The organism is Streptomyces sp. NP160, assembly GCF_006335115.1.
Classification (GTDB): domain Bacteria; phylum Actinomycetota; class Actinomycetes; order Actinomycetales; family Quadrisphaeraceae; genus Quadrisphaera.
Map to the genome: position 1 here is coordinate 1 of NZ_VDMJ01000059.1, position 22,501 is coordinate 22,501.

General features: G+C 76.9%; 18 protein-coding genes. 8 read left to right on the forward strand and 10 right to left on the reverse strand.

All coding sequences use genetic code 11. The annotated features are described in order from the left end of the window. Positions 1–69: 69 nt before the first annotated feature. Positions 70–627: a hypothetical protein gene (locus tag FHN55_RS21540; protein ID WP_139714463.1), complete on the reverse strand. Its 558-nt coding sequence runs from the start codon at positions 625–627 to the stop codon at positions 70–72. Positions 628–716: 89 nt separating this feature from the next. Here FHN55_RS21540 and purN point away from each other — a divergent pair, with 89 nt between their 5' ends. After that, on the forward strand, positions 717–1,352 hold the full coding sequence (gene purN / locus FHN55_RS21545; RefSeq protein WP_139714464.1) for a phosphoribosylglycinamide formyltransferase: 636 nt from the start codon (positions 717–719) through the stop codon (positions 1,350–1,352). Continuing rightward, complete coding sequence (gene purH / locus FHN55_RS21550) at positions 1,349–2,965, forward strand: bifunctional phosphoribosylaminoimidazolecarboxamide formyltransferase/IMP cyclohydrolase (RefSeq protein ID WP_139714465.1); 1,617 nt, start codon at positions 1,349–1,351, stop codon at positions 2,963–2,965. Before purN ends, purH begins: the two co-directional genes overlap by 4 nt. 63 nt (positions 2,966–3,028) lie before the next feature. Here purH and FHN55_RS21555 read toward each other — a convergent pair whose 3' ends face one another. The 3 genes from FHN55_RS21555 to FHN55_RS21565 all read right to left on the reverse strand — a co-directional run bounded on the left by FHN55_RS21555 (position 3,029) and on the right by FHN55_RS21565 (position 7,368). Continuing rightward, positions 3,029–3,766 carry a peptidase E gene (locus FHN55_RS21555; protein ID WP_139714466.1) on the reverse strand — a complete coding sequence of 246 codons (738 nt, stop codon included), beginning with the start codon at positions 3,764–3,766 and terminating at the stop codon, positions 3,029–3,031. A 128-nt stretch (positions 3,767–3,894) separates the two neighbouring features. Further along, complete coding sequence (locus tag FHN55_RS21560) at positions 3,895–5,379, reverse strand: FAD-binding oxidoreductase (protein WP_218974912.1); 1,485 nt, start codon at positions 5,377–5,379, stop codon at positions 3,895–3,897. A 222-nt stretch (positions 5,380–5,601) separates the two neighbouring features. Beyond that, on the reverse strand, positions 5,602–7,368 hold the full coding sequence (locus FHN55_RS21565; RefSeq protein WP_139714467.1) for an ATP-dependent DNA helicase RecQ: 1,767 nt from the start codon (positions 7,366–7,368) through the stop codon (positions 5,602–5,604). Positions 7,369–7,466: 98 nt separating this feature from the next. Here FHN55_RS21565 and FHN55_RS23360 point away from each other — a divergent pair, with 98 nt between their 5' ends. From FHN55_RS23360 to FHN55_RS21580, 3 genes are all read left to right on the forward strand, one after another. After that, on the forward strand, positions 7,467–7,811 hold the full coding sequence (locus FHN55_RS23360; protein WP_218974913.1) for a DUF3017 domain-containing protein: 345 nt from the start codon (positions 7,467–7,469) through the stop codon (positions 7,809–7,811). Positions 7,812–8,007: 196 nt separating this feature from the next. Then, on the forward strand, positions 8,008–9,207 hold the full coding sequence (sfnG, locus tag FHN55_RS21575; protein WP_139714468.1) for a dimethylsulfone monooxygenase SfnG: 1,200 nt from the start codon (positions 8,008–8,010) through the stop codon (positions 9,205–9,207). Between the two features lie 147 nt (positions 9,208–9,354). Further along, positions 9,355–10,299, forward strand: coding sequence for an AEC family transporter (locus tag FHN55_RS21580; protein WP_139714469.1), 945 nt, complete (start codon positions 9,355–9,357; stop codon positions 10,297–10,299). Positions 10,300–10,352: 53 nt separating this feature from the next. On the opposite strand, the gene FHN55_RS22990 is transcribed toward FHN55_RS21580, so the two are convergent. Next, a complete protein-coding gene (locus FHN55_RS22990) occupies positions 10,353–11,111 on the reverse strand; it encodes a hypothetical protein (RefSeq protein ID WP_180358006.1) in 759 nt (252 codons plus the stop codon). Between the two features lie 152 nt (positions 11,112–11,263). Between FHN55_RS22990 and FHN55_RS21595 the strand changes: the two genes are divergently transcribed. Next, on the forward strand, positions 11,264–14,647 hold the full coding sequence (locus FHN55_RS21595; protein WP_139714472.1) for a BTAD domain-containing putative transcriptional regulator: 3,384 nt from the start codon (positions 11,264–11,266) through the stop codon (positions 14,645–14,647). Between the two features lie 118 nt (positions 14,648–14,765). Here FHN55_RS21595 and FHN55_RS21600 read toward each other — a convergent pair whose 3' ends face one another. From FHN55_RS21600 to FHN55_RS21615, 4 genes are all read right to left on the reverse strand, one after another. Continuing rightward, positions 14,766–15,482: a hemerythrin domain-containing protein gene (locus FHN55_RS21600; protein WP_139714473.1), complete on the reverse strand. Its 717-nt coding sequence runs from the start codon at positions 15,480–15,482 to the stop codon at positions 14,766–14,768. A gap of 55 nt (positions 15,483–15,537) precedes the next feature. After that, a complete protein-coding gene (locus tag FHN55_RS21605) occupies positions 15,538–16,050 on the reverse strand; it encodes a hypothetical protein (RefSeq protein ID WP_139714474.1) in 513 nt (170 codons plus the stop codon). 167 nt (positions 16,051–16,217) lie between these two features. Beyond that, complete coding sequence (locus FHN55_RS21610) at positions 16,218–18,275, reverse strand: S9 family peptidase (RefSeq protein WP_139714475.1); 2,058 nt, start codon at positions 18,273–18,275, stop codon at positions 16,218–16,220. A 35-nt stretch (positions 18,276–18,310) separates the two neighbouring features. After that, positions 18,311–18,784, reverse strand: a complete 474-nt coding sequence (locus FHN55_RS21615; protein ID WP_139714476.1) for a tRNA (cytidine(34)-2'-O)-methyltransferase — start codon at positions 18,782–18,784, stop codon at positions 18,311–18,313. Positions 18,785–18,941: 157 nt separating this feature from the next. Here FHN55_RS21615 and FHN55_RS21620 point away from each other — a divergent pair, with 157 nt between their 5' ends. Together FHN55_RS21620 and FHN55_RS21625 are read left to right on the forward strand one after the other, a co-directional pair. Continuing rightward, positions 18,942–20,156: an NADP-dependent isocitrate dehydrogenase gene (locus FHN55_RS21620; RefSeq protein ID WP_139714477.1), complete on the forward strand. Its 1,215-nt coding sequence runs from the start codon at positions 18,942–18,944 to the stop codon at positions 20,154–20,156. 50 nt (positions 20,157–20,206) lie between these two features. Continuing rightward, on the forward strand, positions 20,207–21,856 hold the full coding sequence (locus tag FHN55_RS21625; protein WP_139714478.1) for a metallophosphoesterase family protein: 1,650 nt from the start codon (positions 20,207–20,209) through the stop codon (positions 21,854–21,856). A 19-nt stretch (positions 21,857–21,875) separates the two neighbouring features. Here FHN55_RS21625 and ribH read toward each other — a convergent pair whose 3' ends face one another. Next, positions 21,876–22,376, reverse strand: a complete 501-nt coding sequence (gene ribH / locus FHN55_RS21630) for a 6,7-dimethyl-8-ribityllumazine synthase (protein WP_139714479.1) — start codon at positions 22,374–22,376, stop codon at positions 21,876–21,878. Positions 22,377–22,501 lie beyond the last annotated feature (125 nt).

The following is a 22,501-nucleotide window of genomic DNA, read 5'->3' on the forward strand; positions in this document are numbered from 1 at the left end:
GAGGGGCGCGGCGCCCGTCGTCGTCCTCGCGGTCCTCGCCGGCGGCGGCCGGTGCCGTCAGGGGCCCGGTCAGGGGCTCGGGGTGGGGGTCGGCAGCCTCGGCAGGAAGCTCTGCAGGCCCTGCTGGTACTCCTCCTGGCACTGCTGCAGCCCCGTGCGGGTGACGGCGCTCGCACGGCACTCCTGCACGTCGGCCGTCTGCTGCCAGAAGACGAGCGTGGCCGCCTGCACCAGGAGCAGCAGCAGCGCGAGGGCGAGGCCGGCCCCGAGGGTGGCGAACGACGTCCAGCGCAGCCGCGCCCGCGCCGCCGACACCAGCGCCACCACCCCGACGGCCACCCCGACCAGCACGAACACGGGACCACCCAGGCTCCACGGCAGGGGCAGGGAGGTGGTCGCCACCAGGCCCGCCAGCACGCACAGCGAGAAGCGCAGGCCCAGGCGCGCGGTGCGCAGCTGGCCGTCAGGATCCGGCGGGCGCCGCTCGGAGGTGCGGTGGGGGACCGACGGGGGCAGCTGGCGCCGCCGCTCGCGCGGGTCGTGCCCGTGGCCGCCGTGGCCCTGCTGGTCGCCGGCGCCCTGGTCGGCGCCGGGCCGCGAGCCCGGCGGGGCGTACGGGTCGCTCATCCTCGAGTGCTCCTGCTCTGCTCGCGACTGCTCGCGCTGGGCTCGCCTGCGCGGAGTGCCCGCGACCGGCACCGTTATGGTCTCCGACCGTGACCGCGCCCAGCACACCCCCCTCGCGCTCGCGGCTGGTGGTGCTGGCCTCCGGGTCGGGAACCCTGCTGCAGGCGCTGCTCGACGCCGCCGCCGCGCCGGGGGCGCCCTTCGAGGTCGTGGCGGTCGGCGCGGACTCCGCGCGCCGCGCCGCGCCCGCGCTGGCCCGCGCCGAGCTCGCCGGCGCCGCCACCTTCGTGCTCGAGGTGGGCGACCACGCCGACCGCGCCTCCTGGGACGCGGCGCTCGCCGCGGAGCTGGCCCGCCACGAGCCCGACCTGGTGGTCAGCGCCGGCTTCATGCGCGTGCTCGGCGCCGCCGTCCTGCAGGCCTTCGGCGGACGGGTCGTCAACACCCACCCCGCCCTGCTGCCCTCCTTCCCCGGCGCGCACGGCGTGCGCGACGCCCTCGCCCACGGGGTGAAGGTCACCGGCTGCACCGTCCACCTCGTCGACGACGGCGTCGACACCGGGCCCGTGCTGGCCCAGCGCGCCGTCGAGGTGCTCGACGACGACGACGAGACCGCGCTCCACGAGCGCATCAAGACCGTCGAGCGGGCGCTGCTCGTCGACGTCGTGACCCGCATGACCACCGGCGGCTGGACCGTCGAGGGAAGGAAGGCCCGGCTCTCATGACCAGCACCCCGACCACCCACGGCGAGGACCGCAAGCCCGTCCGGCGCGCGCTCGTGAGCGTCTCGGACAAGTCCGGGCTGGAGGAGCTCGCGCGCGGGCTGCACGAGGCCGGCGTCGACATCGTCTCCACCGGCTCCACCGCCCACCGCGTGGCCGCGGCCGGCATCCCGGTGACGCCGGTGGAGCGCATCACGGGCTTCCCCGAGAGCCTCGGCGGGCGCGTGAAGACGCTGCATCCCAGCGTCCACGCCGGCCTGCTCGCCGACGTGCGCGACCCCGACCACCGCCGCCAGCTCGAGGAGCTGGGCATCGAGGCGTTCGAGCTGGTGGTGGTCAACCTCTACCCCTTCGAGCAGACCGTGGCCTCCGGCGCCGGCCCCGAGGACTGCGTGGAGCAGATCGACATCGGCGGGCCGGCCATGGTGCGCGCCAGCGCGAAGAACTCCGCGTCGGTGGCCGTCGTCGTCGACCCCTCCGACTACGACGCGGTGCTGGCGGAGGTCCGCTCCGGAGGGACGACGCTCGCGCAGCGCCGCCGCCTGGCGGGCAAGGCGTTCGCCGCCACCGCCGCCTACGACGTGGCGGTGGCCTCCTGGTGGGCCGCCACCCTCGTGGAGGACGAGGCCGGTGCCTCGTTCCCGGGCTTCGTCGGCGCCACCTGGACCCGGTCTCAGGTGCTGCGCTACGGCGAGAACCCCCACCAGGGCGCGGCGGTCTACACCGCGCGCACCGGTGGGCTGGCCGGGTCCGACCCGGGGCTCGCGAGCGCGGAGCAGCTGCACGGCAAGGCCATGAGCTACAACAACTACGTCGACGCCGACGCCGCGCGCCGCGCCGCCGCCGACTTCACCGAGCCCGCCGTGGCGATCATCAAGCACGCCAACCCGTGCGGGATCGCGGTCGGCGCCGACGTGGCCGCCGCCCACGCCGCCGCGCACGCCTGCGACCCGGTCTCCGCGTTCGGCGGCGTCATCGCCACCAACCGCACGGTGACGCGGGCGGTGGCCGAGCAGGTGGCCGAGGTGTTCACCGAGGTGGTGGTGGCCCCCGGCTACGACGACGACGCGCTCGAGGTGCTCACCCGCAAGAAGAACGTGCGGCTGCTGCGCGCGCCGCTGCCGCCGACCGGCCAGCCCCGGCCGGAGTTCCGCGCCGTGTCCGGGGGTCTGCTGCTCCAGCAGGCCGACGTGCTCGACGCCGCCGGCGACGACCCCTCGGGGTGGACGCTGGCCAGCGGTGAGGCGGCCTCCGAGGAGGTCCTCGCCGACCTCGCCTTCGCGTGGCGGGCCCTGCGCTCGGTGAAGTCCAACGCGATCCTCCTGGCGCGCGGCGGCGCGTCGGTGGGCGTGGGCATGGGCCAGGTCAACCGGGTCGACTCCTGCCGCCTCGCCGTCGAGCGGGCCAACGGCCACGGCGAGGAGCGCGCCCGCGGCGCCGTCGCCGCCTCCGACGCGTTCTTCCCCTTCGCGGACGGCCTGCAGGTGCTGCTCGACGCCGGCGTGCGCGCCGTGGTGCAGCCCGGCGGCTCGGTGCGCGACGACGAGGTCGTCGCCGCGGCGCAGGCCGCCGGCGTGACGATGTACCTCACCGGGGCGCGGCACTTCACGCACTGAGGCCGCGCCAGGGCGGTGGCCGACCGTCCATGATCACGGTGGTCATGGGCGGTCGGCCGCTGGTCAGCGGGCTCCGGGGAGGACGCGCGGCTCGACGCGCTCCTCGACCGCTGTCCCGTCCGAGGACCGGGTGACCGTGTAGGCGCCCTTCCCGCGGACCTCGGACACCGCCTCGACCAGCTCGGTGCCGCGGTATACCAGGCCGACGCCGTCGTCGGTGCAGTGCGTGGTGGGGAGCACGCCCTCGGCGACGAGCCGCTGGACGAGGGGGCGGCGCTCGGTCTCGGAGTCGTAGTGGACGCCGTTGCCGTGGGGCAGCAGCGCGAGGCCGTCCACCACCGGCCGCAGCGACGGGCCGAAGGAGTCGGTGGTACCGCCGACGTGCCAGCAGATCGAGCCCGCGCTCACCCCGCCGAGGACGACGCCGGCCTGCCAGACGCGGTGGAACACCTCGTCGAGGCCGTGGGCCCGCCACACCGCCAGCAGGTTGACCACCGAGCCGCCGCCCACCCAGACGACGTCGGCGTCGAGGAGCAGCGCCTCCGGGTCGTCGACGCTCGGCATGGTGAAGAGGTTGAGGTGGCGCAGGTCCCAGCCGGCGACGGCAGCGGCCTCGTCGAGCTCGGCGTTCCACCAGCGCTGGTCGCCGGAGGCGGTGCCGAGGTGCACCAGCTTCGGGCGGCGCGCGGTGCCGGACAGCTCTACGGCGTGCTCGACCAGCGGCGCGAAGGCCACCCGGCTGCGGCGACCGGGGCGCATCCCCCCGGAGGTGGCGACGATCGTGGGTGCGTCAGCGGGCATGTCGCGCACCGTAGCCGCCGGTGACCCGGCGGGCGCAACGCCCATGATCACGGGGTGGAGGTGCTCCGGACTCCCATGACCACGGTGACCAGGGGGTCCGGAGCACCTCGCGCGACGCCGCCGGTGGCTCAGCCGATGACGCCGGCGGGGTCGAAGCGGCGGCGGGCCTTCTCGAGGCGCTTGCGCTGCTCGGGGGTCCGCAGGTCGTCGCGCCGGCCGCCGCCGGCGAGGTTGAGCGGACCGGGGCAGGCCCACCGGCCCACCGAGGCGACCATCCGGTCCAGGGCCGGCCTCGCCTGGGCGCCCGCCGGGCCGGCGACGATCCCCAGGCCCCACAGCGAGTACGCGGCGCCCCGTCCGATGACGGCGTCCGGCACCTCCGGCGCCTCGGACAGCGCGCCGCCCATGAGGCGCAGCTCCACCGCCACCAGCGGGCTGCCGCTGCCCGGACCGGCGGCGGCCAGCAGCGCGTCGACCGCCGCGGCGGGGAGCTCGCGCAGGCCGGTGCCGCCGTTGACCGTGGGGGCGGGGTCGGTCGGGTCGGTGTGGACCGCGTCGGAGGCGGTGAACGGCAGCTCCTGGACGGAGTCGAGCAGCACGGGCGCCCAGGTGCGCACGGGGGCGACCAGGGCGTCGGCTGCCGCGGGGTCGCCGGTGTGCGAGAAGCGCACCGACACCACCTGCTTGCCCGACAGCGGCGGCGGCAGCTGCAGCGAGGGCGGCAGCGCCAGCAGCGCGACGCTGGTGGCGGCCTCGCGCGGCAGGGTCGGCGCCCAGCGCCGCCAGGCGTGCAGCACCGCGGCGGCGTCCGCAGCGGCGAAGAAGACGGCGCCGCCGCGCATCCGGGTCACCGGGACCAGGTCGACGACGGCGCGGGTCACCACGCCGAGTCCGGACTTGCCGCCGCGCAGCGCCCAGTGCAGCTCGGCGTCGCGCTTCGCGTCGGCGGTCCGCAGGCGGCCGTCACCGGTGACGACGTCGAGGCTGCGCACGGCGTCCGCGGCCCAGCCGTGCTGGCGCGAGAGCAGGCCCGTGCCACCTCCCAGGCTGTACCCGACGGCGCCCACCGCCGAGGCCGAACCGAGCAGGGGAGCGAGGCCGTGCGGGGCGGCGGCGTCGAGGACCTCGCGCCAGCGCACGCCCGCCCCGATGGTGGCGGTGCGGGCCTTCGGGTCCACGCTGACACCGCCGAGCCGGCGCGTGGTGACCAGCACGGTGTCGCGCAGGTCGTCCTCCAGGCCGTGGCCGGTGGCCTGCACGCGGACCTCCGCGCCCACCGCGAGGGCGTAGACGACGGCGGCGCGCACGTCCTCGGCTCGGGTGGCGCCGACCACCAGCCGCGGGGCCGGGGTGTGCGCCACCTCGAAGCCGGCCGCCTCCGTGGCGTACTCGGCGTCGGTCGGCAGCAGCACGGGTCCGGCGACGCAGCGGCGCAGCAGGCCCAGGGGGTCGGCGCCGCTGGCGCGGCGGGCCTCGGCCACAGCGCGCTCGGCGTCAGCGCCCGCGCCGCCGGGGGCGGCGCTGGCCGTGCGGGCGGCGGGGGCGGTCAGGCCCAGGGCCAGGGGAGCGGCGGCCACGAGGCGGAGCAGGCCGGCGCGGGACAGGTGGGTCACGGGAGTCCTCCAGGGGTGGCGGCCGGACCTCGGTCCAGGCCGTGCGGGCTGGTGGTCCGCTCCGCAGCGGGTGCTGCGGTGCGTCACGTGGAGGACGTTCCCGGGCAGCTCTTGCTGCCGGCTTGGTGCGCGCTTGTCCCCGCAGGGACGTGGTCGGGTGGCCCGTCGGCCCGCGGCACCGAGGGGTGGCCGTGGGCCGTGGCCACGGAGGGGGCAGGAGGGTCAGGGCCGGGTCAGGAGGTGGCCCTTCTCGACGGCGGCGAGGGCGAGGGTCTTGTAGCCCTCCCGCTCGAACAGCACCGTGATCCGGTCGCCGTCGGTGCTCATGACGACGCCGGGGCCCCAGGTGGCGTGCTCCACCGCGTCGTCGACGGACCACGACGACGACGTCCCTCCAGCCTGCGACGCCGCCGCCCGCTCGGCGTGCACGGCGGCCGCCGAACCGGAGCTGCAGGTGTCGCAGTTCCCGCACGGCTCGGCCAGGCGCTCGCCGAAGTAGGCGAGCAGGAACTGCCGGCGGCACCCGGTGGTCTCGGCGTAGCCGCGCAGCATCTCCAGCCGTGACCTGTCGGTGCGCCGCCGCTCCTCGGCGGTGGCCACGGCCGCCCGCACCGCCGCCCCCACGGCGGTGCCGGAGTCCGTCCAGGCGGCGCCCGCGCGCGTGACCCTCACGGCTCCCGCCTGCTCGAGGAGGTTGAGCAGACCCGTGGTGCGGGTGGCCGACAGGTCGGCGGCGCCGCGGACGGCCGCGGCGGCCACCGGCTCCCCGCCGCCGTCGTGCACCGCACCGGCCACCGCCGCGAGCGCCACCTCGTCGGGCCCGGCGCCCGCGTGGAAGCGCTGCAGGCCCAGGTCCTCGGGGCGGTAGCACAGCGTGGCCAGCGACGGCTCGCCGTCGCGCCCGGCGCGGCCGACCTCCTGGTAGTAGCTGTCCAGGGAGTCGGTCACGGACGCGTGCAGCACGAACCGCACGTCGGGCTTGTCGATGCCCATGCCGAAGGCCGACGTGGCCACCACCACGTCGAGGTCCCCCTGGGTGAAGGCCTCGTGCACCCAGTGCCGGTCCTCCGCGGACAGGCCGGCGTGGTAGGCCTCCACGTCCAGCCCCAGGTGGGAGAGGTCGTCCGCGTAGGCCTCGGCGTCCTTGCGGGTGGCCACGTACACGATGCCCGGCTTGGCCGCGGTCGCGGCGCGCTCCACCACCACGGCGCGCTTGGCGTCCGCGCCGTCGGTCTCCCGGACCACCTCGAGGTGGATGTTGGGCCTGTCGAAGCCCTGCACCACCACCGCCGGGTCCTGCATGCCCAGGCGCGCCACCACCTCGCGGCGCACGGGCGGTGCTGCGGTGGCGGTGAGCGCGCACACCACGGGGCGGCGCACGCCGCGCCCGTCGTCGAGCCCGTCGTCGGCGGCGGCCCGGTCGGCCGCGGCGAGCTCGGCGACGACGTCGCCCAGGCGCAGGTAGTCCGGGCGGAAGTCGTGCCCCCAGGAGGACACGCAGTGCGCCTCGTCCACCACGAACAGGCTCGGCCGCAGCGCCCGCAGGCGCTCGCGCACGTCGTCGCGGGCCAGCTGCTCCGGGGCCAGGAAGACGAACTCCGCGTCACCGGTGCTCAGCGCGTCCCAGGCGGCACCGTTCTCGCGCGCCGACTGGGAGGAGTTCACGGCGACGGCGTCGTGCACGCCGGTGCGGGCCAGCGCCTGCACCTGGTCGCGCTGGAGCGCGATGAGCGGGGAGACCACCACGGTCGGGCCGGGCAGCCACAGCGCCGCCAGCTGGTAGACCGCCGACTTCCCCCGGCCGGTGGGCATGACGGCCAGCACGTCCCGGCCGGCCAGCAGCGCCTCGACCGCCTCGCCCTGCCCGGGGCGCAGCCGGGAGAAGCCGAACCGCTCGCGGGCGGTGCGCTCGACGTCGGCGAGGGTCGGGCGTCGCGGGCCGCGGGCGCCGTCCCGGAGGTCGGTGCGCGCGGCGGTGGTGGTGCTCACGGGCCAGTGCTACCCCGTGGCGTGATCGACACGCGCCGCGTGCCCTGTGAGGAGCCTCTCCACCCCCCGGGCGGCCCACGCGCGGATAGCCTGGGCGGGTGGAGCCAGCACGGACGGACAGCGGTCCGCCCGAGCCAGCGGAGCCGGGCCAGCCGCCGCGGGAGCCGGCCCGCGCGCCGTGGCCGCCGCCCACCGCCCTCGTCTGGGCCTTCGGCGCCGGGCTGCTGGGCGTGCTCGTCGCCGCGGCCACCTCCTTCGGGCTCGCGGGGATCCTGCTCGCGGGCCTGCTGCTGCTGCTCGCGGTGCTGCACCTGGTCCTGCCCATCTCCGCCCTGGGGCCCCTCGCCGTGCGCACCCCGTGGGTCGACGCGGCCACCTGCATGGTCCTGGCCGTGGGGGTGGCGGTGCTCGCCGTCGTCGCTCCGGGTGGCCTGGGAGGCTGACGGGGCCGTCGCGCGCTCGGCGCGCCGGGCGGGGATTTGACGATGACCCGTCGCGCGCGCCACGCTGCGCTCACCCATCCAGAGCGGCTGAGAGACCTGGCTCGCTGACGCCGCAGCAACCGACCGACCGAGGGCCCGCGCGGCCGTCGGGGAGCGGTGCTCCCGCCAGGACCGATGAGGAGTCGAGGAGACCCCGATGAGCACGTCCCTGCCCCGTCCCGCCTCCGAGCTCGCGCCGGTCGAGTTCGCCTACTGGGTGCCGAACGTCTCGGGCGGCCTCGTGGTGTCGAACCTGCCGCAGCGCACCTCCCACGAGCCGGCCTACAACATCGAGACCGCCAGGGCCGCCGAGAAGGCCGGCTTCACCTACGCCCTGTCCCAGGTGCGCTACGCCGCGTCCTACGGCGCCGACGCCCAGCACGAGTCGACCTCCTTCTCGCTGGCGCTGCTGCTGGCCACCGAGAAGCTCAAGGTCATCGCCGCCGTGCACCCGTACTTCTGGCCGCCGGTGGTGCTGGCCAAGTGGGCGGCCACCGCGCAGGCCCTCACCAACGACCGGCTGTGCCTCAACGTCGTGTCGGGCTGGTTCAAGAAGGAGGCGCTCGACCTGGGCGCCCAGTGGCTCGAGCACGACGAGCGCTACGAGCAGTCCGAGGAGTTCATCGAGATCCTCCGCGGCGCGTGGACCACCGACCACTTCGCCTTCCAGGGCAAGCACTTCCAGGTGGGCGACGTGAACTTCCGCCCCCAGCCCGACGTGCTGCCCGAGGTCTTCCAGGGCGGCAACTCCACCGCCGCCCGGCAGATGGCCGGCCGCGTCTCGGACTGGTACTTCATGAACGGCAACACCCCCGAGGGCGTCGCCGAGCAGGTCGCCCAGGTCGGCGGGTACGCCGCCGAGAACGGCCGCACCATCAAGTTCGGCCTCAACGCCTTCGCCGTGGTCCGCGAGACCGAGGCCGAGGCGGTCGAGGTGCTCGACGCGATCATCGCCAACGCCGACGCCGACAAGGTCAACGACTTCGGCAACGCCGTCAAGGAGGCCGGCCAGGCCGCCAAGGACGGCAAGGGCATGTGGGCCGACAGCGAGTTCAAGGACCTCGTCCAGTACAACGACGGCTTCCGCACCGGCCTCATCGGCACCCCCGAGCAGGTCGCGCGCCGCGTGCTGGCGTTCCGCCTCATCGGCGTCGACCTGGTGCTGCTGGGCTTCCTCCACGTCAAGGAGGAGATCGAGGCGTTCGGCGAGACGGTCATCCCGCGGGTGCGCGAGCTCGAGGCCGAGATCGCCGCGCTGCCCGAGGGCACCGACCCGGTGGCCCACCTGGGCCTCACCGAGGAGCTCGCCTCCGCGCTCGAGGTGCTTGCGCGCCCGGGCGCCGTCGTCCCCGTCTGACCGCGGCCTGAGGGGCTGACCGTCCGCCGACGGGCGGACACCCGCATCATGGAGCCCGGCCGGTGCGCCCGCACCGGCCGGGCTCCGGCGCGTCCACGGCTCCGGCGGCCCCCACCCGTGGACCAGGGGGGCTGAGCGATCGGCGGCGTGCTCGAGGGGTTCGCCGTGGTCGGTGCCGTCGTCCTCGTGGGCTGGGTGCTGGGGCGCCGCGGCACCCTGGGAGCGGACGCGCAGCGGGTGCTGGCCCGGCTCGTCTACGCGGTGGGGACCCCGGCGCTGCTGGTCCGGACGCTGTCCACGACCGACGTCACCGCCGTGCTCGGCCAGCCGCTGGTGGTCACCGCTGCCGCCGCCCTCACCGCCGCCGCGGTGTCGCTGCTGCTGTCGCGGCTGCGCCGGCGCAGCGTGGAGGAGGGCGTGGTCGCGGCCTTCTCGGCCAGCTACGTCAACGCCGTCAACCTCGGCCTGCCGATCGCCGTGTTCGTGCTCGGGAACGGCGCCATCGTCGCCCCGGCCCTGCTGTTCCAGATCGTCGTCCTCGCACCGCTCGGGGTGGGAGTGCTCGACGCGCGCCGCCACCGCGCCGAGCGCGGTCCGTCCGCCGGCGGCCAGGACGACGACGACCGGGGCGTCTGGGCGCGCACCCTGCTCCGCCTGGCGCGCAACCCGCTGGTGCTCGGCGCGGCCGTCGGGCTGGCGCTCGGGCTGCTGCGGCTGCCGCCCCCGGAGCCGCTGTCCTCCGTGCTCGACCTGCTGGCCGGCACGGCCGTGCCGTGCGCGCTGCTGGCGTTCGGCATCTCCCTGTCCGCGGGGCCCGGACCCCGGTGGGCCGACCCGGACGCCTGGACCGCGGTCGCCCTCAAGCTGGGCCTGTCCCCGCTGGTCGCGTGGCTGGTGGGCGGTCCGCTGCTCGGCCTGAGCGGTGACGCGCTGCTGGCCGTGGTGCTGGTGGCGGCGCTGCCGACGGCGCAGAACGTGTTCGTCTACGCCACGCGCTTCGGCGCGGCGGAGCGCCTGGCCCGCGACAGCGTGCTCATCAGCACGCTCCTGAGCGCCCCCGTGCTCGCCGCGGTGGTGCTCCTGCTCGGCTGACCGGTCCTCGCGGGTCGAGCTGCCCCGAGCTGTCCCGGGCGGCCTCGAGCGGGTCAGCGCCGGGCGAGGTCGGCGCGGTCGCGCAGCACCTCACGGGCCAGCGGCAGCGCCTGGTCGGTCCACAGGCGCCGGTGCAGCGCCACCGCGGACCGGGTGCGCCGCAGCGCCGCGGCGAGCTCGCGCAGGTCCTCGGCGGTGGCCAGGCCCTCGGTGAGCAGGGACGCACCGCGCTCGACGGCCTCCAGCTCCACCACCACGGCCTCGCACGAGGCGCGGACCACGGCCGTGCGCAGGCCCAGGGGAGCGGTGCGCAGCACCGGCAGCACCACCAGCTGCTGCACGGTGAGGTCGCTGCGCAGGCCGGCGCAGGTGTCGGCGAGGTGGTCCGCCAGCGCCCGGGCCCGGCGAGCGGAGGACCCGCCCGCCGTGGACGGAGCGCCCCCGGTCGAGCCCGGCAGCAGCGACGCGTCCGACCGCTCGGCCAGGGCGGAGGCCGCCAGCGCCGCGACGGCCAGGTCCACCAGCAGCCCCCGGGCCGCGGCGGGCCACGCCGCGGTGGCGGAGGTGGCCGCGTCCAGCGCGGAGCCGCGCGGGACGGGCGTGCGTCGCGGGGGCGCCGCGGTGGCCGGCGCGGCTGCGGCCGCGGTCGGCGGGACAGGCGCCCCCGGGGCGACCGGGGCGACCGGGGCGACCGGGGCGACCGGGGCGCTGGCGGAGGGGGCGCTCGCGGCGGTGGTGCGCTGCGGCGCCGCGCCTCGGGCGGGCCGGTGCGGCAGCAGCCGCAGGATCGGGGCGGGAGCGGTGAGGGCCATGCCGCCGACAGTGCCGAGGCGTGCTTGCGGCGCGCTTGCAAGCCGCCTGCTCCTCGTCGCGCCCCCCTCGCGCTCGCCGGTGGGAGGAGAGGTGACGGGTCCCCGTCGGGGAGCGTCGCGGGGCCCGGCGACGGGCTAGTCTCCGGACCGCCATGGCCAGCGACGTCGACATCCAGGTCCTCGGGTCCACCCGGGCGGTGGTCGCCGGCGAGGCCGCTGACCTGGGCGGGCCGAGGCAGCGCGCCGTGCTCGCGCGGCTCGTCGTGGAGAGCGGCCGCGTCGTGTCCGCCGACCGGCTGGTGGACGACCTGTGGGACGGCGAGCCGCCGCCCAAGGCGCTCGGGGCCCTGCAGGTGCACGTCTCGCACCTGCGCCGCTCCCTCGAGCCCGGCCGAGCCCCGCGCGAGCCGGCGTCCGTGCTGGTCAGCGCCCCACCCGGGTACGCGCTGCGGCTGCCCCGCAGCTCCGTGGACGCGTGGCGCTTCGAGGACCTGCTCGCCGGCGCGGGTGAGCTCGCCGACCCGCGGGCACGGCGGGCGCGGCTCGCGCAGGCCCTGGCGTGCTGGTCGGGCCCCGCCTTCGCCGAGAGCGTCGACACCGCCTGGGCCGGCCCGGAGGCGGCCCGGCTGGAGGAGCTGCGCCGCAGCGCCGTGGAGCGCGCGGCCGCCGCCGACCTCGACGCCGGCGACGTCGGCCGCGCCGTGGCGGACCTGGAGCGCCACGTCCACGACCACCCCGCGAGGGAGGAGGCCGTCCGCCTGCTCGCCCTCGCGCTGTACCGCAGCGGGCGCCAGGGCGACGCCCTCGGGGCGCTGCGCGCGCTGCGCTCCCACCTCGCCGAGGAGCTCGGCGTGGACCCGTCGCCGGCGCTGCGGTCGCTGGAGGCCGACGTCCTGGCGCAGGCGCCGTCGCTGGACGCGTCCGCCCCGCCGTCGTCGTCCTCGTCTGCTCCGTCGTCGCCCGCCGAGGTCGTGGAGGCCCCGGGGACCAGCGCGACCCCCGACCCGGCGCCGCCCCCCGCCGCCGCGGACGACGACGCCCTCGGCCGCGACCGCGAGCTGGCCCGCGTGCTCGCCGCGGGCGAGGAGGCGCGCCGCGCCGGCGCCGCCCGGCTGGTGTGGCTGGCGGGCGAGGCCGGGGACGGCAAGACCACCGTGCTGTCGGGACTCGTCCGCGCCGCCGCCGCCCGCGGGTGGGCGACGGCGTGGGGACGCTGCCCGGAGGTCGACGGCGCCCCGCCCGGGTGGGCGTGGCAGGAGGTGCTCGACGACGTCGACGCGGGCCAGCTCACCGACCTGGCCGCCACGACCTCGCCGTTCCTGCTCGCGAGGGCGGTGGCCGGCGAGCTCGCGCGGCGCGCGCGGTCCGCGCCCGTCCTCGTGGTGCTCGACGACGTCCACCGCGCCGACGGCCTGACCCTGCAGCTGCTGCGCCAGGTGGTGGAGCAGCTCGACGAGGCCCCGGTGCTGCTGGTGGCGGCGTTCCGACCGTCCGAGAGCGGTGTGGAGCTCGGCGCCGCCCGCGCCGCCCTGGCCGCGGCCACGGCCGACCACGTCGAGCTGGAGGGCCTCCCGCGCGACGCCGTCGCCGCGCTCGCACGGCGCTCCGGCCTGGTGGGCCCGGCCGACCCGGCCGCGCCGGACCCCGAGCTCGTCGACCTGCTGCTGACCCGGACCGGTGGTCGTCCCCTCTTCGTCAGGGAGCTCTCGCGCCTGCTCGCCGCACGCGGCCCCGCCGCCGTGCGGGCCCTGGTGGCCGGTCGGGGCGAGGTCACCGTGCCGGCCGGGGTCGCCGACGTCCTGCGCGCGCGCCTCGCCCGGCTGCCCGGACCCTCGACGACCGCGCTGCGCCAGGCCGCGGTGCTGGGGCGGCGCGTGCGCGTCGACGTGCTCGCCGAGCTGGCGGGCCGTGACGTCGACGACGTCCTCGACGCGCTCGAGGCGCCCGTGCTGGCGGGGCTGCTCGACCAGCCCGAGCCCGGCGCCGTCGCCTTCACGCACGCGCTGGTGCGCGACGTCCTCTACGAGGACACCCCGGTGCTGCGGCGCACCCGGCTGCACGCAGCGGCGGTCGAGGTCTGCGAGCGCCTGGCCCCGCACGACGTCGACGCCCTGGCCCACCACGCCGGTGCCAGCCTGTCGCCGGCCACCGCCGAGCGGGCCCTGGTCCACCTGCGGGCGGCCGCGCGCGCCGCCACGGCCGTCGGCGCCCCCGCCGAGGCGGCGGCGCTGTACGCGACGGCGCTGCGTGCAGAGGACCTGCTCCCGGCGAACCACCCCGGCCGCGCGCCGGAGGCGCGCGTCGCCCTGCGCGTGGAGGCCGTCACCGCCGGTGCGCGAGCCGGCAACGCCGAGGGCGCCAGGGTCCTGCAGGCGCAGACCCTCCAGCTGGCCCGGACCACCGGGCGGCGGGACCTCCTCCTCGCCGTGGTGACGGCGTGGCGGGCCCCGCTGGTGTGGACCGTCCGCGACGTCCTCGCGCCCCCGACCGGGCTCCTGGAGGCCGCGGAGGAACTGCTCGCCGACGGCGACCTCACCGGGCCTGACCGGGTGAGGCTGCACGTCGCGCGCTTCCTCGAGACCGAGGGGCAGGACCTCGACGCCGAGGTCTCGATCAGCGCCGACGCCCTCGACGCCGCCCGCGCCCTGGTGGACGAGCACGGGAGCGGGCCCACCGCGGATCCCGAGCTGCTCGCCGTCCTGTGCGCGGCCCTCAACGTGCGCGCCTACGCCGCGCTCGGTCCCCGGCTGGCCGACCAGCGCACCGACCTGGCCCGCGAGCTCATCGAGACCGCGGGCCGGGCGGGCTCCAGCGGCTACCTCGCCACCGGCCACTGGATGCTCTTCATGGCGACGGCCGCCGTCGGCGACCTGAGGGGCGCGGACCGCGAGGTGCGGGCGGCGCTGGAGCTGTGCGCCAGCGGGCAGCTCGCCCAGCTGCTGGGCGTCCTCGCCGTCTGGCGCAGCGTCACCGAGACGCTCGCGGGGCGCTACGACGCCGCGCTCGCGCGCTGGGCCGCCGCCATCGACGGGCTCTCGGAGCTCGGTGGCGCGAACACCGAGCTCATGAGCGCCATCGGGCGCTTCGTCGTGGAGCTGGCGCGCGACGGGGACTTCCAGACGGTCGCTGGTCCGCTCCAGGAGGTGGACCGGCTCTCGGGCGGGGAGTTCGCACCCGTCGCCGCCGTCGCCCTGAGCCGCGCCGGCCGGCTCGAGGAGGCCCGGGCGGCTCTCGCGGGCCTCGTGCCTCCCCGGCGCGGGTACTACTGGCTGGCGCTGACCACCCTGTGGGCGCACGCCGCCGCGGCCGTCGGCGACCGTGCCCAGGCGGCGCGGCTGGCGGACGTGCTGCGGCCGTGGGCCGGCCGTGTGGCGGGCATCGACTCGGGCTCGCTGCTGGTGGGACCCGTCGACGACGCGCTCGCGGCGTGCGCCGCCCTCCTGGGGGACGACGCCGCCGCGCAGCGCCACCGCCGCGACGCCCGTCAGGTCGAGGCGGCCTTGCGGGCCTCGGCCGCGGAGGCCGGCCTGCTCTGACGGGCCGGCGGCGGCCCCCAGCCGGCGGCGAGCCACGTCGCCAGGTCCCGCAGGAGGTCCTCTCCGCCGTCCGGCCGCGTGGTGCGAGGCCCGCGCACGGTGGTGCTGACGACGGCGCTCACCGCCCGGCCGCCGTCGTCGTCGTGCCGAACACCGTGCGCTCGAACCGGCGGAAGCCGGGCCGCAGCACCGCCAGCAGCACCCGGAACACCGGCCCGGCCTCGCGCAGCAGCACCGCCAGCTGCTCGGGGGTGGCGGCGTCGGCGATGCGGGGGAGGACGAACGGCAGGTCGCTGTCGCGCTTGCCGACCGCCACCTTGACGCGGTCCCAGTCGGTGGTGGAGACGTGCTCCTCCATGACGGGGAAGACGGTGCGCTCCTCGTCGGCGATGTGCTCCTCCATGAGGTCGCGCAGGTCGGCGAGGCCCACGGCCAGCGCCGTCGCGGCGTCCTCCGAGGCGGGTGCTGCCGCCAGGGCCGCCGCGGCCGCGCGGATGCGGTCCATGCGCGGGTCGAGCACCGAGTGGTCGTCGGAGAGCTCCGCCAGGTCCACGGCACTGCCGGCGGAGCCCTCGATGACGGGCCACAGGACCTCGTCCTCGGCGGCGTGGTGGTGGTGGATGGACGCCATCGACTTGCCGACCCAGCGCTGCAGGGCGCGGGCCCGGCGCGCGTCGAGCCGGGTGGTGCCTGCGGCCACGTCGTCGGCGAGGGCCGTCAGGCGGCGCAGGTCGCGGAGCATGACGACGTGGATGACGCGCAGGTGCAGCAGGTCGACCACGGGGTCGCCTGGCCTGCGGGGCGTGATCGGGTGGGGGGCTGGGGTGGTGGTCATGCGGCCAGGCTGCGCGCGGCCGCTTGTCCGCCTCTTGGCGCGGACTTGCCGGCGCTCAGCCGCAGGGTGACTGCTGCGCCCGCTCGCTGAGGAGCCGCCGCGCCAGCGGTGCCGCACCGGCTGCCCACAGGCGCTCGTGGTCGACCAGGGCGCTCCACAGCGCCCGCGTGCTGATGCCCAGCTGCTGCAGCGCGCCGACGCCCGCGGTCTGGGCGAGCAGGGCGCTGGCGCCCGGGTCGACGCCGCCGACGAGCCCCAGCACCCGGTCGGCCGAGGTCAGCGAGGCCGCGAGCACCTCGGCGCCCGCTCCGCCGTCCGCGGCGGCCAGGACCGGGGCGATGACGTCCCGCTGGCGGGCGACCTGCTCGCGCACGGCCGCCGCGGCCGCCGCGACGTGCAGCCCGAGGGCACGGGCCCGCACGCCGGAGGCGAGCTGGCCGGAGACGGCGACGCGCACGGCCAGCACGTCGACCGCCTGCGCCAGCAGCGCCAGCTCGTCGAGGAGCGGGCGGGGCCGCGGCTGCGGACGGCGAGGCGCTGGCACGGGGCCCGACCCGGACGTCGTCATGGGACGAGCATGCACGCCGGGACTGACAGCCCGCTGGGTTCGCGCCCAGATCGTGACGGGGAGTCCGTCCGCGGGGAGACCCGGGGGTCCTGACCTGCGGCGAAAGGCGGTCACCGGGGTCGCCGCCGATCGGTGCAGACCTGCGTCAGCCCCGCGCCCGGCCCTCGTCAGACCGGCAGGTGCCGCGCCCACCACCGCTCCAGGTGCTCGAAGCGGGCGGTCCGGTGGCTCGGACGGCCGGACCGGGTGAGCTCGTGCCCCTCGCCGGGGAAGAGCAGCAGCTCGGACTCGACGCCCTGGCGGCGCAGCGCCGTCCACCAGCGCTGCCCCTGCTCGACCGGGCAGCGCCAGTCCTGCTCGGAGTGGATGACGAGGGTGGGGGTCCGCACCGAGGCGACGTGCGCCATCGGCGACTGCTCCCGCATGGCCTCCTCCGAGCCGTGCAGCTGGTCGGGGAAGTACCAGCCGATGTCGGCCGACCCCACGAAGCTCGTCGCGTCGAGGTACCCGCGCTCGACCACCGCCCCGGCGAAGCGCCGCGTGCGCGTGGTCAGCAGCGCGGTCATGTACCCGCCGTAGCTGCCGCCCATGACGCCCACCCGCTCTGCGTCCAGGGGCAGGGAGGCGTCGGCGAGGACGCCGTCCAGCAGCGCCTCGACGTCGTCGGCGTCGACGGTGCCCAGCGCGCCGAGCACGGCCTCGCCGTGCGCGAGGCCGTAGCCGGCGGACCCCCGGGGGTTGCCCATCACCACGGCGTACCCGGCGCCGGCGGCCACCTGGGCCTCGTCGAACAGGGCCCAGCCGTACTGCGCGTGCGGGCCGCCGTGGACCAGCAGCAGCACCGGGTGGGGGCCGGCGCCGAAGCGCGCCTCGTCGGGCAGCACCACCCAGCCGTGGACCGGGTACCCGTCCCGGCTGGGGTGCTCCACCTCCAGCAGCGGCCGCAGGCGCCCGGTGGCGCGCAGGGCGCCCCCGGCGTCCGTCAGCCGCACCGGCTCCCCGTCGTCGCCGCGGGCGTCCAGCCGGACCAGCTCGCCGCGGCTCGTCGCGTCGGCGACGACGGCCACCAGCGAGGTGCCGTCGGGGGTGCCGGCCACGGCCGTCACCTGCAGCGGCCCGTCCAGCAGCACCTCCCGCGAGCCGTCGGGGCGCACGCGCAGCAGCCGGAGCGCGCCGCGGGTGCGCTCGGCCACCAGCGCGCCGGCGGCGTCCGCGAGCAGGAAGCCGGCCGGGTCGCCCAGGTCGACGTCGGGCGGGGTGAGCCGCAGCGGGGCGCCCGCGCCGGCCGGCACGGCGCTGCCGGGACCGCCCGGGTCGCCGTCGGGCGCCAGGACGGCGAGGTGCAGCGACTCCGGCTGCGCCACCGCGCCCAGGCCGCGCTCGTCCAGGGCGGTCGCCAGCAGCCAGAGCCGGCGGCCGTCGGGGTCTGCGGCCACGTGGCTGACGGCGAGGTCCCCACCGACCACCGGGTCGAGCTGGGTCTGCCGGTGGGCGGTGGCCTCCACGAGGTGGACGCCGCGGCGCAGGTCGTGCCCGGCGGTCTCGTGGCGCGCCGAGACCACGAGCAGCGCGAGCCCGTCCGCGGTCCAGGTCACGCCGGTGTCGTCGGCGTCACCGTCGGTGACCTGCCGCGGGGCGGGCCGGTCGGGCGCGGCGACGCGGTCGCCGGCGTCGAGGGCGGCCCTGTCGACGTCCAGCACGAAGGCGTGCTGGCGGCGGTCCAGGGTGAAGCCCACCCCGTCGACGCGGTGCGCGGGGGTGGTGATGAGCCGCGGCGGCTCGGCGTCGGGACCGCGCAGGTGGGCGGGACCGGTGGACGTGCCGTAGCGGCCCGGCTCCGGCACGCGGGCGCTGAAGGCCAGCGCGGCACCGTCGGGGGACCAGACGGGGGCGCCCGCGCCCAGGGGCAGCTGCTGCTGCGTGGTCAGCGCCACCGGCTCGCCGCCGTCGACCTCGACGAGGTGGAGCTGGGGGCGACCGCCGGGCTCGGCGCGCAGGAACGCCACCCAGCGCCCGTCCGGGCTGACGGCGGGACAGGTGTCGCGGTGGCCGCGGGTCAGGCGGTGCGGGGGTGAGCTGCCGTCGGTGGCGACCCTCCACAGGTCCCCGGCCTCCTCGTCGGTGACGAGGTCGGGAGCGGTGATCGAGACGACGGCGGTGCGCCCGTCCGGCGTCAGCGAGGGGCTGGAGCAGCCGGCGAGCAGGGGCAGGTCTGAGGGCAGCATCGCCCTCGACGCTACGCCGGTCTCCCTCTCGGGGGTCAGGCGCCGCCCGCGAACGCGTGCTGGCGCCAGGCCTCGTGGACCACGACGGCGACCGCGTTGGAGGCGTTCAGCGAGCGCCGCTGCGGCAGCATGGGGATGCGCAGCCTGTCCGTGGTGCGGGGGTCGGCGACGACGTGCTCGGGCAGCCCCACCGACTCCCGCCCGAAGAGCAGCGCGTCACCGGGCTCGTAGGCGACGTCGGTGTACCAGCGGGTGGCCGAGGAGGTCAGCGCGTACGCCCGGCGCGAGCCCAGGTCCGCCAGCGCCGCCCACAGCGCCTCGACGTCGTCGTGCACCGTGGTGCGCGCAAGGTCGTGGTAGTCCAGCCCGGCGCGGCGCAGCTTGGAGTCCTCCAGGTCGAAGCCCAGCGGCCGCACCAGGTGCAGGTGTGCGCCCGTGGTGGCCGACAGGCGGATGGCGGCGCCGGCGTTGCCCGGGATCTCCGGCTCGACGAGGACGACGTGGAACACCCGCGCAGTCTGCCCGTCCCCACCGCGACCCCAGCCGGTCGCCCGGCCGCCGTCCCCGCGGGGCTCGTCCGGGCGCACCTGGGAGGTGCCCCGGGGCGAGACCTCGGTAGGTTCGGGGGGAGACACACGACTGCTCCGACGGAGGACAGGGACGCGCATGGCGAAGATCAAGGTCGAGGGCAAGGTCGTCGAGCTCGACGGCGACGAGATGACCCGGATCATCTGGCAGTTCATCAAGGACCGCCTGATCCACCCCTACCTCGACGTCGACCTCGAGTACTACGACCTCGGCATCGAGCACCGCGACGCCACCGACGACCAGGTGACGGTCGACTCCGCCAACGCCATCAAGAAGCACGGCGTCGGCGTGAAGTGCGCCACCATCACGCCCGACGAGGCGCGCGTGGAGGAGTTCGGCCTCAAGAAGATGTGGCGCTCCCCGAACGGGACGATCCGCAACATCCTCGGCGGCGTGATCTTCCGCGAGCCGATCATCATCAGCAACATCCCGCGGCTCGTGCCGGGCTGGACCAAGCCGATCATCGTCGGCCGCCACGCCTTCGGCGACCAGTACCGCGCCACCGACTTCACGTTCCCCTCCGCGGGCACGCTGACGGTGACCTTCACCCCCTCGGACGGCTCGCAGCCGATCGAGCACGAGGTCTTCCAGGCCCCCGGTGCCGGCGTGGCCCTGTCGATGTACAACCTCGACAGCTCCATCCGCGACTTCGCGCGCGCGTCGATGAACTACGGCCTGGCCCGCAAGTACCCGGTGTACCTGTCCACGAAGAACACGATCCTCAAGGCCTACGACGGCCGCTTCAAGGACATCTTCGCCGAGGTGTTCGAGACGGAGTTCAAGGACGAGTTCGCCAAGGCGGGCATCACCTACGAGCACCGCCTCATCGACGACATGGTCGCCTCCGCCCTGAAGTGGGAGGGCGGCTACGTGTGGGCCACCAAGAACTACGACGGCGACGTGCAGTCCGACACCGTCGCGCAGGGCTTCGGCTCCCTCGGCCTCATGACCTCCGTGCTGGCCACGCCGGACGGCAAGACGGTGGAGGCGGAGGCCGCGCACGGCACCGTGACCCGCCACTACCGCCAGCACCAGGCGGGCAAGCCGACGTCCACCAACCCGATCGCCTCGATCTACGCGTGGACCCGCGGCCTGGACCACCGCGGCAAGCTCGACGGCACCCCCGCGGTGCGCGAGTTCGCCGAGAAGCTCGAGCAGGTCGTCATCTCCACCGTCGAGAGCGGCAAGATGACCAAGGACCTCGCGCTGCTCGTGGGCCCGGAGCAGGAGTTCCAGACCACCGAGGAGTTCCTCGCGACGCTGGACGAGAACCTCGCGAAGGCGCTCGCCTGACCTCCGGCTCCTCGCGCTGATCACCGGCGGTGCCCCGTAGGGTGCCGCCGGTGATCGCTGTCCGGGGCTCCTCGCCCGGCCGCGGTGTCACTCGCGGCCCCCGCGCGTCGGTCGCGCGGGCGTGGGCCCGGTGGGCGTGGCTGCGCGCGTCGGCCGTCGTCGTCGTCGCCGTGGTGGCCGCGGGTGCCGCGGTGGCCACCGCCGGGGCGACCACCGCCAGCGTCGGCCCCGTCGACGCGCGCCTCGTGCTGCAGCCGTCGCTGCGCGGCGGCACGCAGGTGCAGGTGCCGCCGCTGGGCGAGCTGGCGCTGGCCACCCACGACGGGCCGCTGCGGCTGCGCGTGGAGGTGGAGGGGCTGCGCCTGCCCGAGGCCCGCTCGCTGCTGGCGCGCGGCACCACCGCCGCCTCGGTGGGCGACGAGCTCACCCGCGACGTGCGCGGCGCCCTCGTGGCGCTGGCGGTGAGGTCCGTGCTCGTGGCGCTGGCCGCCGCCGCCCTCGCGACCCTCCTGGTGTTCCGCCGCGCCCGGGCGGTGCTGGTGGGGACGGGAGCGGTGCTCGTCGTCCTGCTGGCCAGCGGGGGAGCGGCCGCCGCCACGGCGAACAGCCGCGCGCTCGCCGAGCCGCGCTACTCGGGGCTGCTGACGCGCGCGCCGGCGCTGGTGGGGGACCTCACCAGCGTCGGCAGCCGGTTCACCGCCTACCAGACGCGCGTGGCCGCGCTGACGGGCAGCGTCTCGCGGCTGTACTCGGCGCTGTCGGGCCTGCCGGCGGGTGCCGCGGCCGGCGACGACGACGTGCGCGTGCTGTGGGTCTCCGACGTGCACAACAACCCCGAGGCGTACCGCCTGATGGCCACGCTGGTGGCCGAGTTCGACGTGGCCGGCGTGGTGGACACCGGTGACTCCAGCGACTTCGGCAGCGCCGCCGAGACCGGGCTCCTCGCGCCCGTGGCCGGCCTGGGGGTGCCCTACCTGTGGGTGCGCGGCAACCACGACTCCTCCACCACGCAGGCCGCCGTCGAGGCGCTGGCGGGGCCGTCCGACGGGCTCGTGCGCGTGCTCGACGACGGCGAGACCGCCGAGATCGCCGGGGTCCGCTTCGCGGGGACCGGGGACCCGCGCTTCAACCCGAGCAGCCTCGTGGTGAACGACGCCGCCCGCGCGCAGCTGACCAGCGCGGGGGAGGCGCTCGGGCGGTCGCTGGAGTCCTCCTCGGAGGCCGGGGAGCCCGTCGACGTGGCCCTCGTCCACGAGCCCGCGATGGCGCTGCCGCTGGTGGGCAGGGTGCCGCTGGTGCTGGACGGTCACACGCACCGCCGCGCCGCCGCAGTCGACGGGGACACGCTGCTGCTGACGCAGGGCTCGTCCGGCGGCGCCGGGCTGCGCAGCCTCGTGGACGGCGAGCCGACGCCGCTGCAGATGTCGGTGCTGCACTTCTCGGCCGCCGACGGGTCGCTGCTGGCGGTGGACGACGTGACCGTGGGCGGGGTCGGGCTGGACAGCGCCACCGTCGAGCGGCGGACGGCGGAGTCCTACCGGGAGGACTCGGGGTCGCCGGAGGAGGAGCCGGCGCTGGAGGAGCCCGCCGAGCCCGCGGACGGCCCCACCGGCACCCCGGCCTTCACACCCGGCGGCACCGACGTCCCACCGCTGCTGCCGGAGCCGACCTCCTCGCCGTCCTCCCCATCCTCCCCGTGACCGCGGCCGGTGGAAGGGGTCAGGCGAGGACGGGCTCCGGTGAGCCCAGCGCGCCCGCGGCGCGCAGCGCCGCCAGGGTGCCCAGCACCGCCTCCGCGGCCTCGGCGCCCTTGTCCTCCGTGCTGCCCGGCAGCCCGGCGCGGTCGAGCGCCTGGGCGTCGGTGTCGCAGGTGAGCACCCCGAAGCCCACCGGCACCCCGGTGCGCACCGCCACCTCCGTCAGGCCGGTGGTGGCCGCCGAGCACACGTACTCGAAGTGCGGCGTGCCGCCGCGCACCACCACGCCGAGCGCGACCACGGCGTCGTAGCCGGCCGACGCCAGCCGCGCCGCCGCCACGGGCAGCTCGAAGGTGCCGGGCACCCGCACCACGGTCGGCTCCGGCGCCCCGGCTCGCTCCAGGGCGCGCAGCGCTCCGGCGAGCAGCCCCTCCACCACCTCGGTGTGCCACAGCCCCGCCACGACGGCGACGCGCACGCCGCTCCCGTCGACCTGCAGCGCCGGTGCTCCGTGTCCGCTCATGCCTGCTCCTCCTGCTGTGCGTCGTCTCCCGCACTCGGGTGGCCGAGTGCGCCTTCCGGGGTGCTCGAACCCGCACTCGGGTGGCCGAGTGCGCCTTCCGGGGTGCTCGAACCCGCACTCGGGTG